The following is a 16,917-nucleotide window of genomic DNA, read 5'->3' on the forward strand; positions in this document are numbered from 1 at the left end:
TGAGGGTCAGTCGCGGCCCAGAAGCACGGCGACCTCGGCCCTGCGGGGCATCGCGCCGGCCGCACCGGGGCGGGTCACCTGCAACGCAGCCGCCGCGGCGGCGTAGCGCAGCGCCTGTTCGGGCGCGTCGCCCTGGTCCAGCGCGGCGGCCAGAGACCCCGCGAAACAGTCGCCGGCGCCTGTCGTGTCCACCGCGGTCACCGCGAATGCGGGCACGAAAAGCGGCTCTGCGCCGTCGGAAATCCACTCGGCCCCGGCGGCGCCCCGGGTCACGATCACGGCCTGCACCGGCAGATCGGTCAGCGCCCGGCCGGTCGCCTGCATCAGCGCCCGGGCCTCGCCCGCGTTGACCAGCAGATGCGTCACATGGGGCAGAACCGCCAGCAGGGGCTCAAGCGCAAAGGGAGCGGCGGAATAGAAAACCGCCATGCCGCGCGCCCGGGCCAGCTGCGCGGCGTCCACCTGGTGCGAGGTTTCGTTTTGCAGCATCAGGATGTCGCCCGGGCCGCCCTGCGCCAGCGCAGCGGCGATGCGGCCCGGGTCTTGCGCCAGATTGGCGCCCGAACTGATGATGATCTGGTTTTCGCCCGCATCGTCCACGGCAACGATGGCGTGCCCCGTCCCCTGCGCCACGCGGGCGATGTGGTCCAGGGAAACGCCCTGGGCCGTCAGGGCGGACTCGATCCAGGCATCCCCCTGCCCCACGGCACCGATATGGACAACCTTCGCCCCGGCCCTCAGCGCCGCGACGCTCTGGTTCACGCCCTTGCCGCCCAGGCCGGACACATGGCTGCGCGCGGACAGCGTTTCCCCGGCCCGTGGCAAGGCCTCCAGCCGATACACATGGTCGATGTTGATCGAACCCAGGCAAAAGACCGTCATTTCGACGTCAGACCCACGCGGCAGGCGGCCATGACGGCCATGTTCATGATGTCGTTGACCGTCGCCCCCGTGGACAGGATCTGAATAGGCTTTGGCACCCCGGTCAGGATCGGGCCGATGACCGTGGCACCGGCCATTTCCTGCATCAGCTTGACCGAGATCGAGGCCGAGTGCCGCGCCGGCACCACCAGGATGTTCGCCGGGCCGGTCAGCCGAGAGAACGGATAATGCGCCGCCGCATTGGCGTTCAGCGCCACGTCCACGGTCATCTCGCCCTCGTATTCGAAATCGACGCCGCGGCGATCCAGAACGTCCGGCGCGAGGTGCATCTTCTGCGCGCGTTCCGACACCGGATACCCGAATGTCGAGAAGCTGACAAAGGCCACGCGTGGCTCAAGTCCCAGGGACCGCGCCACACCGGCGGCGCGGGTGGCGATGTCGGCAAGGTCGTCTTCCTCGGGCCATTCGTGCACCAATGTGTCGGCGATCAGAACGATGCGCCCCTTGTGCAGCAGCGCCGAGACACCGACCGCCCCGTCCTGCGCCCGGGCGTCGAAGACATGGTTGATCATGTCCATGACCAGCGCTGACTTGCGCGTCGCACCGGTGACCAGCCCGTCGCCATGGCCATGCGCCAGCATCAACGCGGAAAAGATGTGCCGGTCGCGCGTGGCCATCCGGTGAACATCGCGCTGATCGAAGCCTTTGCGCTGCAAGCGTTTGTAAAGAAAAGACTTATAGGCATCCAGGTGGCGGCTGTTGGCGGCGTTGACGATGCTGAGTTCGCGCACCGCGTCGCCCAGACCGGCGGTTTCGAGACGCCGCTTCACGTCCTCGTCCTGACCCACGACCAGCGCCTTTCCCAGGCCCGCCCGTTGATAGGCGACCGCCGCGCGCAACACGCGCTCGTCGTCGCCCTCGGCAAAGATCATGCGGGACTGGGCCTGTCGCGCGCGCGCGAACAGGCTTTGCTGGATCGAAGCCGTCGGGTCCATCCGCGAGCGCAGCGTGTGGCGATAGGCGTCCATGTCGATGATCGGCCGCCGGGCAACGCCGGTGTCCATCCCTGCCTTGGCCACCGCGGGTGGGATCGTGTAGATCAGCCGCGGGTCAAAGGGCGTGGGGATGATGTAGTCGCGCCCGAAGCTGAGCTTGCGGCCATAGGCCATCGCGACCTCGTCGGGCACATCCTCACGCGCGAGTTCGGCCAGGGCCCGGGCGCAGGCGATCTTCATCTCGTCGTTGATCGCGCGCGCGTGGATGTCCAGCGCGCCGCGGAAGAGATAGGGAAAGCCCAGGACGTTGTTCACCTGGTTCGGATAGTCCGACCGGCCGGTGGCCACGATCGCATCGGGGCGGACCGCGTGCGCCTCTTCCGGTGTGATTTCAGGGTCGGGGTTGGCCATGGCAAAGATGACCGGATTGTCGGCCATGGCCTGCACCATCTCGGGCGTCACCGCCCCCTTGGCCGACACCCCCAGGAACACATCGGCGCCGACCATCGCCTCTTCCAGCGTGCGGGCGTCGGTGACGGCGGCGTGGGCCGATTTCCACTGGTTCATGCCCTCGGTGCGGCCCTGGTAGATCACGCCCTTGGTGTCGCACATGATGCAGTTGTCGTGCCGGGCGCCCATGCTTTTCAGCAATTCCAGACAGGCGATCCCGGCCGCGCCGGCGCCGTTCAGCACGATGCGGCAATCCTCGATCCGCTTGCCCGACAGCTCCAGCGCGTTGATGAGCCCGGCCGCGCAGATCACCGCCGTGCCGTGCTGGTCGTCGTGAAACACCGGAATATCGCAGAGTTCCTTGAGGCGCTGCTCGATGATGAAGCATTCAGGCGCCTTGATGTCCTCAAGGTTGATGCCGCCGAACGTGGGCGACATGAGGTGCACGGCCTTGATGATCTCATCCGCGTCCTCGGTCGCCAGCTCGATATCGATGGCGTTCACGTCGGCAAAGCGCTTGAACAGGACGGCCTTGCCCTCCATCACCGGCTTGGAGGCCAGCGCGCCCAGGTTGCCCATCCCCAGGATCGCCGTGCCGTTCGACACCACGGCCACCATGTTGCCCTTGACGGTATAGTCATAGGCCAGCCCGGGATCGCGCGCGATGTGTTCGACCGGCACCGCGACGCCCGGGGAATAGGCCAGCGACAGGTCGCGCTGGGTGGCCATCGGGGTCGTGGCGACAACCTCGTATTTGCCGGGGGTCGGTTCAAAGTGATAGGCCAGCGCCTCTTCGGGCGTGATGCGGGATTTGCGCGACATGGGGTCCTCCAGATCGACCTTCCATAGCGCGGCCCATGCGCTGGAACAACAAGCGCGAACGGGCCTTTTCGCTGCGGGGGCGATTTCGTAGGGTCGCCCGATGACAGGAGTGACCAGCGTGAGCGATCCGCAGCCCGGTGTAACGCCGATGATGGCGCAATATCTCGAGATCAAGAGCCAGCACGCCGACGCGCTGCTGTTCTATCGCATGGGCGATTTCTACGAGATGTTCTTTGAGGACGCGGTGGCGGCCTCGGCCGCGCTGGATATCGCGCTCACCAAACGCGGCCTGCATCTGGGCGAGGATATCCCGATGTGCGGGGTGCCGATCCACGCCGCCGAGGGCTATCTGCTGACGCTGATCCGAAAGGGATTTCGCGTCGCCATCGCCGAACAGATGGAGGACCCGGCCGAGGCCCGCAAGCGCGGCGCCAAATCCGTCGTGCGGCGCGAGGTTGTGCGGCTGGTCACACCCGGCACGCTGACCGAGGACGCGCTGCTGGAGCCCCGGCGCCACAACTTTCTGGCCGCCTGGAGCGATATCCGCGGCGAAGCGGCCCTGGCCTGGGCCGATATTTCCACAGGCGAGTTCCGCGTGGTCCCCTGCCCCCGTGTGCGCCTGGCCCCGGAACTGGCGCGCCTGGCCGCGCGGGAGCTCGTCGTGCCCGAGGATCTGGCGCACGACTTGCACGACATGGCATCCGAACTGGGGTTGGTGTTGGCCGAACGGGGGCGCGCGGCCTTCGACAGCACGGCCGCCGTGAAACGGCTGTGCGCGCTGTTCGGCGTGGGCACTCTGGACGGGTTCGGTGCCTTTGACCGGGCCGAATTGTCGGCGCTGGGGGCCCTGGCCGACTACCTGGACCTGACGCAAAAAGGCCGGATGCCCCTGTTGCGCCCGCCGGTTCGCGAGAATGCCGGCGCGGCGATGCAGATCGACGGGCCCACGCGGCGCAATCTGGAACTGACCCAGGCGCTGGCGGGCGGGCGGGACGGCTCGTTGCTGGCCGCGATCGACACCACGATCACCGCGGGCGGCGCCCGGCTGCTGGAGCGGCGCCTGTCCTCGCCCTCGTGCGATCTGGGGGTGATTCGCGCGCGATTGGCGGCGGTCGAGGCGCTGGTGGGCGACGATCTGCTGCGCGCCGACCTGCGCGCGGCGCTGAAATCGGTGCCCGACATCGACCGCGCGCTGTCGCGGCTGGCGCTGGACCGGGGCGGTCCGCGCGATCTGGCGATGCTGCGGGCGGGCCTGTCCCAGGCGGGCATCCTGGCCGGACAAATCGCCGACGATCTGCCCGAGGCGCTGGTCGCCGCCCGGCGCGCCTTGCAGGGGCATGACGCGCTGGCCGGACTGCTGGGCGGCACCCTGGTCGAGGACCCGCCATTGCTGGCGCGCGACGGCGGGTTCATCGCGGCGGGCGTCGATCCGGACCTGGATTCCGCGCGCGAACTGCGCGACGAGGGGCGCGGCGTCATCGCCCGTATGCAGGCCGACTATGCGGCCGAAAGCGGCATCCCGTCGTTGAAGATCAAGCATAACAACGTGCTGGGCTATTTCATCGAGACCACCGCGACCCATGCGGAAAGGATGCTGTCACCGCCGTTGAACGAGCGTTTCCTGCACCGGCAGACGACCGCGAACCAGGTGCGGTTCACCACCGTCGCGCTGTCCGAGATGGAGACGCGGATCCTGAACGCCGGCGCCCGGGCGCTGGAGATCGAGAAGCGGATCTTTGGCGAATTGCGCGACGCCGTGCTGGCGCAGGCGGGGCCCGTGCATGGCGCCGCACGCGCCCTGGCCGAGGTGGACGTGACCGCCGCCTTTGCCGAGCTGGCCCGGGTGCGCGACTGGTGCAAACCCGTGGTGGACGATAGCCGCGACTTTGTGGTCGAATCCGGTCGCCACCCGGTCGTCGAGGCGGCGCTGGCCCGGTCCGGCCGGCCGTTTGTGGCGAACGGGCTGGACCTGGAACCCACGGGCAAGGGCGCGGCCGTATGGCTGGTGACCGGGCCGAACATGGCGGGTAAATCGACCTTTCTGCGCCAGAACGCGCTCATCGCCATTCTGGCGCAGGCCGGGGGCTATGTTCCGGCGCAGTCGGCGCGGGTGGGCCTGGTGGAACAGGTGTTCAGCCGGGTCGGGGCCTCGGACGATCTGGCGCGGGGGCGGTCCACCTTCATGGTGGAGATGGTCGAAACGGCGGCCATCGTGAACCAGGCGGGGCCCAGGGCCTTTGTCATCCTGGACGAAATCGGCCGTGGAACCGCGACCTATGACGGTCTGTCCATCGCCTGGGCCGTGCTGGAGCATCTGCACGGCGTGAACCGGTGCCGCGCCCTGTTCGCGACCCATTACCACGAGATGGTGGCCCTGGCCGACCGGCTGGAGGGGGTGGAGAACGCCACCGTCTCGGTCCGCGAGTGGGAGGGCGACGTCGTCTTTCTGCATGAGGTCCGCAAGGGGGCAGCCGACCGGTCCTATGGGGTGCAGGTCGCCCGACTGGCCGGCCTGCCCGACGCGGTGATCGGCCGCGCGCGCGAGGTGCTGGACATGCTCGAACGCGGGGACCAGGGGCAGCGCGGCGCAAAGACGCTGATCGACGACCTGCCGCTGTTCGCGGCGGCGCCCCAACGCCCGACACCGAGGGCGGAACCCAAGGAATCCCAGGTCGAGGCGCGGCTGAAGGGCGTTCATCCGGATACCTTGACCCCGCGCGAGGCGCTGGCGCTGGTCTATGAGTTGCGGGACCTTCTGGGGCAGGCCTAGGATGGGCAAACCTGCCCATCCGGCCGGGTTCGCCGGGTCAGCCCGGGGTCGATGATACGCCGACCTGGGCCGGACGCAGCAGGTGTTCGTGCAGCCGAAACCCTTCCGAGACCACCTGGATGATCTGCCCGGCCTTTGTCCCGGGCACGGGCGCTTCGAACATCGCCTCATGGAAATGCGGGTCGAACGGTTCCCCGACCTCGGGGGCGACCCGTTCGATGCCGTGGCGCGAGAAGATGTTGGCGAGATCCCGGAGCGTCAGGTCGAGCCCGTCGGCCAGCCCCTTTGCCTGCTCGCGAAGGCCGTCGTCCATCAGCGAAAGCGCGCGGTTCAGGTTGTCATAGACCGACAGCATGTCCCGCGCGAGTTTCTGGCCGCCGTAGATCGCGGCCTCGCGGCGGTCCTTTTCGGCGCGTTTGCGGATGTTTTCCAGATCCGCAAGCGAGCGCATCAGACGATCGCGCATTTCGGCGCGCTCGACCTCGAACGCTGCCATGGCGGCGTCAAGCGCCGCGGCGGGATCCAGCTCGGCGGTTTCCGGGGCCTCGACCTGCGATTCGGCCGGGTTTTCTTGTGGCTCTGCCATGTCTTCCTCTTACTCGGAACCCAGATCGGAGAGCATCCGTCCCACGAGCTGGGCTGTATAATCCACAATCGGCACGATGCGCCCGTAGTTCAGCCGGGTGGGGCCAATCACGCCGACCGCGCCGACAATCTTGCTGTCGGCGTTCATATATGGAGAAACCACCAGAGTGGAACCCGTCAGCGAAAAAAGCTTGTTCTCGGCACCGATGAAAATGCGCACTCCGTCGCCGCGTTCGGTAAGGTCCAGCACCTCGGCGATGTCGCGCTTGCGTTCGAGGTCGTCGAACAACTCGCGGATGCGCACCAGCCCGTCCGAATCCGTCTGATCGAGAAGGTTCGCACGCCCCCGGACGATCAGGCGCTCGTGGCGCTCGCCCTCGTTTTCCCAAAGGGCCATGCCGCGTTCGACCAGGTCACCGGCGATCGTGTCGATCTCCTGCCGGCGCTGCGTGATTTCGGTGCGCAGGCGTTGGCGCAGTCCCGACAGGGTCAGGCCGTTGGCGAAAGCGTTGATGAAGTTCACGGCTTCGCGCAGCGAGGACGGCAGCAATCCGGGTGGGGGGGTGAAGACGCGGTTCTCGACCTGGCCGTCGGCAAAGACCAGCACCACAAGCGCGCGATCGTTTGAAATGGGCACGAATTCGATGTGGCGGATCGGTGCCTCGTGCTTTGGCGCAAGGACCAGGCTGGCGCCTTTGGTGATGCCGGACAAGGCATTTCCGACCCGGTCGAGCATCGTGGTGATATCGCGTTCATTGCTGCCGCGGGTCGCTTCGAGCATCTCACGGTCCGCGGCGGTCACGGGATCGACCTCGAGCAAGGCATCGACGAACAGGCGAAGCCCCTGCTGCGTGGGAACACGGCCAGCCGAGACATGCGGCGCCTCGATCAGGCCCATGTATTCCAGATCCTGCATCACGTTGCGAATCGTGGCCGCCGACAGTTTCTCGTGAAAATCACGGGTGATGGTGCGCGAACCGACCGGCGTTCCGCTGTGCAGATAGGATTCGACCACCCGGCGGAATACCTCGCGGGCGCGGTCGTTCAGGTCGTGCAGGGCTTTGGTCTGGTCTGGGGCGGGCATGGGTTCTGGCTCTCGGTCCGTCAATCCGGTTGCATCCGCACCGACTGCCCCTGTAATTGGGAACAAATCGAAACGGGAGCCGGCAATGCGTCCTTCGGGAAGAAAACTAGATGAAATGCGAGCGGTTTCAATCGAAACCGGCGTGATGCGCCATGCTGAGGGCTCGTGCCTGATCAAGGTGGGCAACACGCATGTCCTGTGTTCGGCCACGATCGAGGACCGCACACCGCCGTTTTTGAAGAATACCGGGCTCGGCTGGGTGACGGCGGAATACGGGATGCTGCCGCGGGCCACGAATTCGCGCAACCGGCGCGAGGCTGCGCAGGGAAAGCAGACTGGAAGAACAGTAGAAATTCAAAGACTTATCGGTCGCTCACTCCGCGCCGGGGTTGACCGATCGGCGCTGGGCGAACGGCAGATCACGATCGATTGCGACGTGATCCAGGCTGATGGCGGCACGCGTTGCGCGGCGATCACCGGCGGCTGGGTCGCCTTGCGCCTGGCCGTGGACAGGCTGATGAAGACGGGAACGATCTCGACCGATCCGATCATCGGTCACGTCGCTGCGGTATCTTGCGGGTTCTATGCCGGTCAGGCGGTTCTGGATCTGGATTATGATGAAGACAGCGCCGCCGGTGTGGACGGCAATTTCATCATGTTGGGTGACGGCCGATTGATCGAGGTTCAGATGTCGGGCGAGGGCACGGTGTTTTCTCGTGGAGATCTGGACCGCATGGTGGACCTTGCCGAAGCAGGCGTCGGCTGTCTGGTGGCGGCGCAAAAGGCAGCGTTGTGATGGCGACGCTGGGCGACCGCCTGCTGTTCGCCACCCACAACGAGGGCAAGGTCGAAGAGCTGCGTGCGCTGTTTCAGCCGCTTGGGGTCGGGCTGGTCTCAGCGCGCGAATTGGGTTTGCCCGAACCTGCGGAGACTGAAACCACCTTTGTCGGGAATGCCCGCATCAAGGCCCATGCCGCGGCGCGCGCCTCGGGCTTGCCCGCGCTGGCCGATGACAGCGGCCTTTGCGTGGATGCTTTGGGCGGCGCTCCCGGGGTCTACACGGCGGACTGGGCGGAAGGCCCGGGTGGGAGGGATTTCCTCAGGGCGATGACGCGCACTTACGATGCGCTGCTGGCGAACGGTGCCAAGGAGCCCTGGTCGGCGCGGTTTCGCTGCACGCTGGTCCTGGCCTTTCCCGACGGGCAGGACGAGGTCTACGAGGGTGAGGTGTCGGGTCGGCTCGTCTGGCCCCTCCGCGGTGCTTTGGGGCATGGCTACGACCCGATGTTCATGCCGGATGGCGACACCCGGACCTTTGCGGAAATGGCTCCGGACGAAAAAAACGCCGTTTCGCACCGGGCCCGGGCCCTTGAAGCCCTGATCGCAAAACGTTTCACGTGAAACATCCGGTCGGCGAGGATTGGCGACACGGCGGCTTCGGGCTTTACGTTCACTGGCCCTTTTGCGCGTCGAAATGTCCCTATTGCGATTTCAACAGCCACGTTGCAGTGCGCATCGACCAGGCGGCATGGCGCGACGCCTATATCGCCGAGATCGAGGCTTGGGGTGAGAAGACCCGCGGCCGGGTTCTGGATACCTTGTTCTTTGGCGGGGGGACGCCGTCCCTGATGGAACCGCAAACCGTAGCGGCGGTCGTCGATGCGGCGCGCCGCACCTGGAGCTTCCGAAACAGCATCGAAATCACGTTGGAGGCGAACCCGACCTCGGTAGAAGCGGCGCGGTTTCAGGGCTTTTCAGAGGCCGGGATCAATCGGGTGTCGCTGGGGGTTCAGGCGCTTGACGACGCCGCATTGCGGCTTCTGGGCCGGCAGCACAGCGTCAAAGAAGCCCTCGCCGCACTGGACATCGCCAAGCAGTATTTCGCCCGGACAAGTTTTGATCTGATCTATGCGCGCCAAAACCAGAGCCTTTCGGACTGGCGGCGAGAACTCGTTCTGGCCCTTGCCTTTGAGCCAGAGCATCTGTCGCTCTACCAACTGACCATTGAGGATGGCACCGTCTTTGCCGCGCGGCATCGCGTGGGCAAGCTCCCCGGACTGCCGGCCGAGGACGCCGGCGCCGACATGTTCGATTTGACCCAGGACCTGTGCGACGCGGCCGGCTTGCCTGCCTATGAGGTGTCGAATCATGCCAAGCCGGGCCAGGAATCGCGCCACAACAGCATTTACTGGAACTATGGCGATTACATCGGTGTCGGGCCCGGGGCGCATGGGCGGGTCACGGTCCAGGGGCAAAGGCTGGCGACCGAGAGCGTGAAAGCCCCCGGGGCCTGGCTCGACCTCAGGCGCCGGGGGCTGACAACCCACGCGGCCGCACTGTCCCCGGGTGAACAGGCGAGCGAATATCTGATGATGGCGCTACGGCTTTCTCGAGGGGCAGATCTCGCGCGCTTCGCCGCGCTGGGCGGGACACCCCTTGATCAGAAGGCGCTCGACCCTCTTCTGGAGCTCGGGCTTGTCTGGCAAAACGGGCGCCGGATAGGAGCCACCAAGGCTGGGCGGCCGATCCTTAACGCCATTCTTCGCGCACTTCTTTGAGGCTGTATCACCGCACGGACGACAGCAGTTGGCAAAGCTGGTCGAGCTGATCCAGAGTCTGGTATCGGATGGTGACCTGCCCTTCCCCGCCCGCACGATGGTCGATTACCACGCTCATGCCCAGGTTTGCGGACAAGTCCTCCTCGAGCACCCGGGTGTCGGCATCCTTCTGACGCGAATTGCCTCGCTTTTGCGAAGCAGGGTGGCCGATCCGGCGGGCGAGATCCTCGGTCTCGCGCACGGAAAGTCCCTCGCCCGCGACCTTGAGGGCCAGGGAAACCGGGTCAGGTGCCGTCACGAGCGCGCGCGCATGGCCGGCCGAAATCGTTCCGGCCACCACCATGTTCTGCACATCCTGCGGCAAGGTCAGCAGTCGCAGAAGGTTGGCGATGTGGCTGCGGCTCTTTCCCAGCGCCTCGGCGACCTTCTCTTGCGTGTGGCCGAATCGGTCGATGAGCTGCCTGTAGCCCGCAGCCTCCTCGATCGCGTTCAGACCCTCGCGCTGGATGTTCTCGATGATCGCAACTTCCAGCACTTCCTGGTCGCTGAAGGCGCGGATCAGAACGGGGACCTCGCCCAACCTGGCCAGCTGCGCGGCGCGCCAGCGTCTTTCGCCTGCCACGATTTCGAACTTGCCAGGCTCGGTCGCGACAGGGCGCACAACGAGCGGCTGAACGATGCCCTTCTCGCGAATCGATTGCGAGAGTTCTTCAAGCGCACGCTCATCAAAGGCTCTGCGCGGCTGGTCTGGGTTCGCGCGAATCGCTTCGATCGGTAGATTTTGCAATCCTGCGCGCTGCTGCGGAGCCTCGGAAACGGGGTCGTTGACTCCGGCATCCACGCCGATATCCGCCATAAGTGCCGACAATCCGCGGCCAAGGCCACGGCGCTCGTTCTTGCGCTGGGTCATGTCAGGCCTCCCTGTTGCGATTGCTGTTGTTCTTGAGGAATTCAGCGGCAAAGGCGCGGTAGGCCATCGCACCCTTTGAAAGCGGATCATAGGTCAGCGCCGGAACCGCAAACGAGGGCGCCTCGCTCAACCGGACGTTTCGCGGAATGACGGTTTGGTAGACCAGTTCGCCCAGGGTTTCGCGTGCGTCCCGCTCGACCTGCTGCGAAAGGTTGTTGCGTTGGTCATGCATGGTCAGAAGAACCCCTTCGACCCTGAGCGCGGGGTTGGCGGTCTGGCGAATTTCGCGAATGGTCAGCATGAGCTGCGAAAGGCCTTCAAGTGCGAAGAACTCGCTTTGCAGGGGGATCAGAACGGAATCTGCGGCAACGAGCGCGTTGACCGTAAGCAGGTTCAGGGACGGCGGGCAGTCGATCAGAACGAAATCGAACGCCTTCTCGGCCAGCCCCTTGCTGGCAAGCGCATCCTTCAGCAGATAGCTGCGCTTGTTAACATTGTAGAGCTGCACATCAGAGGACGACAGCTCGGTCGTTGACGGAACGATGCTGACGCCCTCGGTCTGGGTCGCCACGATGACCGAGGTGACATCGGCATCGCCGAGAAGCAGGTCGTAAATGGTCTGGGTTCTTTGTTCGGGAGAAATGCCGAATCCGGTGGACGCGTTGCCCTGAGGGTCCATGTCCATGACGAGAACCCTTCGGCCAACCTCGGCCAGACTGGCCGCGAGATTGATCGCGGTCGTCGTCTTTGCAACACCGCCTTTCTGATTGGCAATGGCAACGATTTTCATCGGTCGGTTTCCATGGGGCGTAGGTTCCTGATGACCAGAACTGCGCTATCGGGATCGACGATGCTGGGAACCGGCTCAAACTCGAATTGCCACGATCTGCGCGCCAATTCAACTTCCTCTCGCCAACTGCGGCCTTTTGGGAACAGACAGACCCCTCCGGACGCGAGATGACGGAACGCGTGGCCCAGCAGCGCGGGAAGTGAGGCCAACGCGCGGGCAGAAACGACGTCCGCGTGGAACGGGGGCAGGCTTTCAATGCGCGAATTGAAGACATCCGCAGACAAGCCAAGCTCGGCCACTTGGAGCTTCAGAAAGGCGCATTTTCTCCTGTCCGATTCGATCAGCGCAAATCTCGGGCTTGGCGAGCGATCTCTGCACAGAATCGCCAGGACCAACGCAGGAAAGCCTCCGCCCGCCCCGATGTCGCACCAGGTCGAAAATCCTGCCGGTGCGGCATCAAGAAGTTGCGCTGAATCCTGAATGTGGCGGCTCCACAACTCACTCTCGGTTCCCCGAGCAATCAGGTTGATCGCTGCGGACCATTTGAGCGTTTCGATTTCCAGGCGCTTGAGCGATTCGAGTGTTTCACGTGAAACATCAAGCCTCGCGTAGCGGCCGAACCCGTCCCCCTCACGCACGAATTGCTCTTTTCTGAGCGTGCAGACGCGCCAACAAGACAACCAATGCGGCCGGTGTAATCCCTTCGATCCTTGAGGCTGCGGCTATGGTCCCGGGTCGCGCCGAAGTCAATTTGGCGCGAACTTCCGTGGACAGGGAAGGCAAAAGCGAAAAATCGAAATCCTTTGGTATTTCAAGACACTCTTCCGCCCGGAGTTTCTTCGCCTCGTTCGTCTGCCGTTCAACATAGGGAGCATAGAAAGCGTCCGTGGCGACCTGGTCCAGGTCAAGACGGGCAACGTCCGTCAGGAGCTGCGCCAAACTGTCCAGAGTTCCGGCCTCAGACTTGAGCAAGGCCGCGACTGTCAGAAAGCTGCGCTTTTGTCCATCTTTTGGTCGGGTCAAAGGAACCGAATCCCAATCGCAGCTCGAAAAGTCCTGAGAATCCAGTCGGCGCGCCAAGGCGTCCAGTCGCTCCATCTTGCGGTGGAACTGGTCGCTGCGCGTCGCATCGATCAAACCGAGTGCCTCGGCCATCGGCGTTAGCCTTTGGTCGGCATTGTCGGCGCGCAAGGACAAACGATATTCGGCCCGGGAGGTGAACATTCGGTATGGTTCCGTCACTCCTTTCGACGTCAGATCATCGATCATCACGCCAATGTAGCTGTCAAATCGGCTCATTGGCAGGGCATCACCAAATCCCGCCGCCGACGCCGCGTTTGCCCCTGCGAGGAGGCCCTGCGCACCCGCTTCCTCATACCCCGTCGTGCCGTTGATCTGGCCGGCCAGAAACACCCCTGGAATTGCCGACAGCTCCAGCTTTCGGGAAAGCGAGCGGGGATCAATATAATCGTATTCTATGGCATAGCCAAAGTGCAGAACGCTCACCTGCTCCAGACCCCGAATCGATCTCAAGAAGACCTCTTGGACGTCCCTGGGAAGCGAGGTCGAAATACCGTTCGGATAGACCGTGAAATCGTTGACGCCCTCGGGCTCCAGAAAGACATTGTGCGAGGCCTTGTCCGCGAAACGTGTCACCTTGTCCTCGACCGAGGGGCAGTAGCGCGGTCCGACGCCAGTGATGTTGCCCGAACGCATCGCAGACAGGTGGAGGCTGTCGCGGATAATTTCGTGGGTTCTTTCGTTGGTTTCCGTGATCCCGCAGGCGATTTGCGGGGCAACCGGGGTCGAATTCAGGAATGACATCATGACAGGGTCTTCGTCACCGTCCTGCCGGCCGATCTGGTCCCAACGGATCGTCCGTCCGTCCAGTCGCGCGGGTGTGCCCGTTTTCAGCCGCCCAACACCGCTGGCCACCTCCCGAAGGCGGTCGCCCAGTCGGTCCGCGGCCGCGGCTCCTCGTCGGCCGGCCGGTAGACGCTCGCTACCCAGATGTATCTCACCGCGCAAAAAGGTTCCCGTGGTCAGAACAACGGCCTTGCCCTGGATGCGCACATCGTTCGCCAGCACCACGCCCGCGACAGCCCCGCCCTCAACCGCAAGATCGACGACCTCTGCCTCGATAACCGTCAGCCCGGCCCGCAAGGACACCTGTTTCTGCACAAATTCCGCATAGCGTTTCCGATCCGCCTGCACCCTGGGCCCTTGAACGGCGGGGCCCCGTGACCGATTCAGCAGCCGGAACTGGATCCCCGCATAATCAGCCGCTAGCCCCATCAAGCCGCCCAATGCATCGATTTCGCGCACCAGATGCCCCTTGCCGATCCCGCCGATCGCAGGATTGCAGGACATCACGCCAAGATCGCCGAATCGAAAGGTGACAAGGGCTGTGCGCGCCCCTCGACGCTCTGCAGCCAGGGCAGCCTCGACACCTGCGTGGCCGCCACCCACCACGATGACATCAAAATGTTTCACGTGAAACGAGCCTCATTTCCCGATGCAGAAAGACGAAAAGATTCGCCCCAGAACATCTTCTACATCCACACGGCCGACAATTCCATCCAGGCATCCAAGCGTTCGGCGCAAGTCCTCGCCGACCAGTTCCCACGTGGCGCCAACGCGCAACATGGCTATGGCGCGCTCCAGAGTCACCCTCGCCCGCTCGATCTGATCGAAATGTCGCTCGCGCGAAAAGACCTGAGACCCTGCCACCCGGCTCGCAAGCTCTCGTTCGATGCGTTGCAACAAATCCGCGATGCCTTCGCCCGTCTTCCCTGAAAGCCCCGGCAAACCCCATAGATCCGCCTTGGACAACAGCACGATGTCGCCGCTTTGCGCTTCCCTGGTCTGCTCTCCCGGCGCAGTCAACAGATGAATGCGCAGATCGGCCGCCCGCGCCCGCGCAATGCCCCGGTCGATGCCCAGCCTCTCGATCTCGTCAGTCGCGTCGCGCAAGCCGGCCGTGTCGATCAGGGTTACGGCATGGCCGCCGATCTCCATCCGAACCTCGATCACGTCCCGGGTCGTGCCCGCGCGGGCCGACGTTATCGCCGCCTCTCTTCCCGCCAAGGCATTGAGAAGTGTAGACTTTCCCGCATTCACGGGCCCGACGATCGCGATCTCGAACCCCTCGCGCACAACCTCGGCTGCGCGTCGCCTGGACAGCTGCTCGACAAACCCCTGCTGGACGCGGACCAGGGGCTCAAGGACGTGCTCGGTCAGATCCTCGGGCAGGTCCTCGTCCGCAAAGTCCAGCGCCGCCTCCAGCATCGCCAGACCTTGCAACAAATCCTCGCGCCAATGGCCGATCATCCGGCCCGCGCTGCCATCCATCACGCGCAAGGCCTGCCGCCTTTGCCCCTCGGTCTCGGCGTCAATGAGATCCGCCAGTCCTTCGACTTCCGTCAAATCCATGCGCCCGGCCAGAAAGGCCCTGCGGGTGAACTCGCCCGCGTCCGCGGCACGGACTCCCTCCAGCGCCAGACAGGCCCGCAGCAGGGCCGAAACGACCGCCACGCTGCCATGAACCTGAAACTCGCACACCGCCTCGCCGGTAAAGCTGTGCCCCTCGGAAAAGACCAGGACCAGGCCGTGATCGATCAATCCGCCCTCGGAATCGCGAAACCGCGCCAGCGTGGCGACCCGCTCTTGCGGAACCCGGCCCGCGATCGTTTCGCAAACCGCAAGCGCCCTCGGCCCCGAGACTCTGACAACCGCAACCCCCGCCCGGCCCCGTGCCGAAGCCAGCGCAACGATCGTATCCATGACAAACCTCCTGTCAGGAGTTCATCGAATCGAAGAATTCCCCATTCGTCTTGGTCTGCTTCAGCTTCGAGATCAGGAACTCGATCGCATCCGTCGTTCCCATCGGGTTCAGGATACGCCGCAACACAAAGGTCTTCTGCAAGTTCGACTTGTCGACCAGCAGCTCTTCCTTTCGCGTGCCGGACTTGAGGATATCCATCGCCGGGAACACACGCTTGTCCGCGACCTTGCGGTCCAGCACGATCTCGCTGTTGCCGGTTCCCTTGAATTCCTCGAAGATCACTTCGTCCATGCGGCTGCCGGTATCGATCAACGCCGTCGCGATGATGGTCAACGAGCCGCCCTCTTCGATGTTGCGCGCCGCGCCAAAGAACCGCTTGGGCCGCTGAAGCGCGTTCGCATCGACACCGCCCGTCAACACCTTGCCGGACGACGGCACCACCGTGTTGAAGGCCCGGCCCAGACGGGTGATCGAGTCCAGCAAAATGACGACATCGCGCTTGTGCTCGACCAGACGCTTGGCCTTTTCGATGACCATCTCCGCCACCGCCACATGCCGCGACGCCGGCTCGTCAAAGGTCGAGGACACGACCTCGCCCTTCACCGACCGCTGCATGTCGGTCACTTCTTCGGGCCGTTCGTCGATCAGCAACACGATCAGATAGCATTCCGGGTGATTGCTCGAGATCGAATGCGCGATGTTCTGCATGAGCACCGTCTTGCCGGTGCGCGGCGGCGCCACGATCAACGCCCGTTGACCCTTGCCCAGTGGTGCCACGATGTCGATGATCCGCGCCGAACGATCCTTGATCGTCGGGTCTTCGATTTCCATCTTCAACCGCTCGTCAGGATAGAGCGGCGTCAGGTTGTCGAAATGCACCTTGTGGCGTGCCCGTTCCGGATCGTCGAAATTGATCCGCGTCACCTTGGTCAGCGCGAAATACTTCTCGTTCTCGCCGGGCGCTACGATCACACCTTCGATCGTGTCGCCGGTGCGCAGGCTGAATTGGCGGATCATCTCGGGCGAGACATAGATGTCATCGGGACCTGGCAGATAGTTCGCCTCGGTCGAACGCAGAAAGCCGAACCCGTCCTGCAACACTTCAAGCACGCCGTCGCCGCCGATCTCCCAACCTTCCTCCGCGCGCTCTTTCAGGATCGAGAACATCATCTCGCCCTTGCGCATCGAGGGCGCGTTCTCGATCTCCAGCTCCTCGGCCATGGACAATAGCGCGGCAGGCGTCTGCGCTTTCAGATCGGACAGGTTCAAGCGGTTCTCGGCCATGAT

The 16,917-nt window shown here is 64.4% G+C and carries 14 protein-coding genes; 4 read left to right on the plus strand and 10 right to left on the minus strand.

The window, feature by feature from the left end; translation table 11 throughout:
• Positions 1-6: 6 nt before the first annotated feature.
• A complete protein-coding gene (locus tag H6900_03500; protein MCC0072336.1) occupies positions 7-882 on the minus strand; it encodes a ribokinase in 876 nt (291 codons plus the stop codon).
• Entirely contained in the window at positions 879-3,149 is a 2,271-nt protein-coding gene (locus tag H6900_03505; protein MCC0072337.1) for an NADP-dependent malic enzyme, read from the minus strand. Before H6900_03505 ends, H6900_03500 begins: the two co-directional genes overlap by 4 nt.
• 148 nt (positions 3,150-3,297) lie before the next feature.
• Between H6900_03505 and mutS the strand changes: the two genes are divergently transcribed.
• A complete protein-coding gene (mutS, locus tag H6900_03510) occupies positions 3,298-5,919 on the plus strand; it encodes a DNA mismatch repair protein MutS (protein MCC0072338.1) in 2,622 nt (873 codons plus the stop codon).
• Positions 5,920-5,956: 37 nt separating this feature from the next.
• Here mutS and H6900_03515 read toward each other — a convergent pair whose 3' ends face one another.
• Complete coding sequence (locus tag H6900_03515; GenBank protein MCC0072339.1) at positions 5,957-6,505, minus strand: nucleotide exchange factor GrpE; 549 nt, start codon at positions 6,503-6,505, stop codon at positions 5,957-5,959.
• A gap of 9 nt (positions 6,506-6,514) precedes the next feature.
• The gene (gene hrcA, locus H6900_03520; protein ID MCC0072340.1) at positions 6,515-7,588 is read right to left on the minus strand and encodes a heat-inducible transcriptional repressor HrcA; all 1,074 of its coding nucleotides are present in this window, start codon (positions 7,586-7,588) and stop codon (positions 6,515-6,517) included.
• A gap of 85 nt (positions 7,589-7,673) precedes the next feature.
• Here hrcA and rph point away from each other — a divergent pair, with 85 nt between their 5' ends.
• Genes rph through H6900_03535 form a run of 3 tightly spaced genes read left to right on the plus strand, consistent with a single transcriptional unit; the run spans position 7,674 to position 10,146 of the window.
• Positions 7,674-8,384, plus strand: coding sequence for a ribonuclease PH (gene rph, locus H6900_03525; GenBank protein ID MCC0072341.1), 711 nt, complete (start codon positions 7,674-7,676; stop codon positions 8,382-8,384).
• Positions 8,384-8,989 (plus strand): RdgB/HAM1 family non-canonical purine NTP pyrophosphatase, encoded by a 606-nt coding sequence (gene rdgB / locus H6900_03530; protein ID MCC0072342.1) that lies wholly within the window; start codon positions 8,384-8,386, stop codon positions 8,987-8,989. Before rph ends, rdgB begins: the two co-directional genes overlap by 1 nt.
• Entirely contained in the window at positions 8,986-10,146 is a 1,161-nt protein-coding gene (locus H6900_03535) for a coproporphyrinogen III oxidase (protein MCC0072343.1), read from the plus strand. The genes rdgB and H6900_03535 overlap by 4 nt, the downstream gene beginning before the upstream one ends.
• Positions 10,147-10,153: 7 nt before the next feature.
• Here H6900_03535 and H6900_03540 read toward each other — a convergent pair whose 3' ends face one another.
• Genes H6900_03540 through rho form a run of 6 tightly spaced genes read right to left on the minus strand, consistent with a single transcriptional unit; the run spans position 10,154 to position 16,914 of the window.
• Positions 10,154-11,056, minus strand: a complete 903-nt coding sequence (locus H6900_03540) for a ParB/RepB/Spo0J family partition protein (protein ID MCC0072344.1) — start codon at positions 11,054-11,056, stop codon at positions 10,154-10,156.
• 1 nt (position 11,057) lies between these two features.
• Positions 11,058-11,846 carry a ParA family protein gene (locus H6900_03545; protein MCC0072345.1) on the minus strand — a complete coding sequence of 263 codons (789 nt, stop codon included), beginning with the start codon at positions 11,844-11,846 and terminating at the stop codon, positions 11,058-11,060.
• Positions 11,843-12,484 carry a 16S rRNA (guanine(527)-N(7))-methyltransferase RsmG gene (gene rsmG, locus H6900_03550; protein ID MCC0072346.1) on the minus strand — a complete coding sequence of 214 codons (642 nt, stop codon included), beginning with the start codon at positions 12,482-12,484 and terminating at the stop codon, positions 11,843-11,845. The genes H6900_03545 and rsmG overlap by 4 nt, the downstream gene beginning before the upstream one ends.
• The gene (gene mnmG, locus H6900_03555) at positions 12,477-14,339 is read right to left on the minus strand and encodes a tRNA uridine-5-carboxymethylaminomethyl(34) synthesis enzyme MnmG (GenBank protein ID MCC0072347.1); all 1,863 of its coding nucleotides are present in this window, start codon (positions 14,337-14,339) and stop codon (positions 12,477-12,479) included. Before mnmG ends, rsmG begins: the two co-directional genes overlap by 8 nt.
• A 12-nt stretch (positions 14,340-14,351) precedes the next feature.
• Positions 14,352-15,629, minus strand: coding sequence for a tRNA uridine-5-carboxymethylaminomethyl(34) synthesis GTPase MnmE (gene mnmE / locus H6900_03560; GenBank protein MCC0072348.1), 1,278 nt, complete (start codon positions 15,627-15,629; stop codon positions 14,352-14,354).
• Between the two features lie 13 nt (positions 15,630-15,642).
• On the minus strand, positions 15,643-16,914 hold the full coding sequence (gene rho / locus H6900_03565) for a transcription termination factor Rho (protein ID MCC0072349.1): 1,272 nt from the start codon (positions 16,912-16,914) through the stop codon (positions 15,643-15,645).
• Between the last annotated feature and the right edge of the window lie 3 nt (positions 16,915-16,917).

It is taken from the genome of Rhodobacter sp. (assembly GCA_020637515.1).
Taxonomy (GTDB): domain Bacteria; phylum Pseudomonadota; class Alphaproteobacteria; order Rhodobacterales; family Rhodobacteraceae; genus Pararhodobacter.

What these genes read in the sequence shown, in the direction of transcription:
- H6900_03515 (MCC0072339.1), bottom strand. Translation starts at nt 6,505, where the DNA reads ATGGCAGAGCCACAAGAAAACCCGGCCGAATCGCAGGTCGAGGCCCCG.
- H6900_03545 (MCC0072345.1), bottom strand. Translation starts at nt 11,846, where the DNA reads ATGAAAATCGTTGCCATTGCCAATCAGAAAGGCGGTGTTGCAAAGACG.
- rdgB (MCC0072342.1), top strand. Translation starts at nt 8,384, where the DNA reads ATGGCGACGCTGGGCGACCGCCTGCTGTTCGCCACCCACAACGAGGGC.
- rho (MCC0072349.1), bottom strand. Translation starts at nt 16,914, where the DNA reads ATGGCCGAGAACCGCTTGAACCTGTCCGATCTGAAAGCGCAGACGCCT.
- mutS (MCC0072338.1), top strand. Translation starts at nt 3,298, where the DNA reads ATGATGGCGCAATATCTCGAGATCAAGAGCCAGCACGCCGACGCGCTG.
- rph (MCC0072341.1), top strand. Translation starts at nt 7,674, where the DNA reads ATGCGTCCTTCGGGAAGAAAACTAGATGAAATGCGAGCGGTTTCAATC.
- mnmE (MCC0072348.1), bottom strand. Translation starts at nt 15,629, where the DNA reads ATGGATACGATCGTTGCGCTGGCTTCGGCACGGGGCCGGGCGGGGGTT.
- hrcA (MCC0072340.1), bottom strand. Translation starts at nt 7,588, where the DNA reads ATGCCCGCCCCAGACCAGACCAAAGCCCTGCACGACCTGAACGACCGC.
- H6900_03540 (MCC0072344.1), bottom strand. Translation starts at nt 11,056, where the DNA reads ATGACCCAGCGCAAGAACGAGCGCCGTGGCCTTGGCCGCGGATTGTCG.
- H6900_03500 (MCC0072336.1), bottom strand. Translation starts at nt 882, where the DNA reads ATGACGGTCTTTTGCCTGGGTTCGATCAACATCGACCATGTGTATCGG.
- H6900_03505 (MCC0072337.1), bottom strand. Translation starts at nt 3,149, where the DNA reads ATGTCGCGCAAATCCCGCATCACGCCCGAAGAGGCGCTGGCCTATCAC.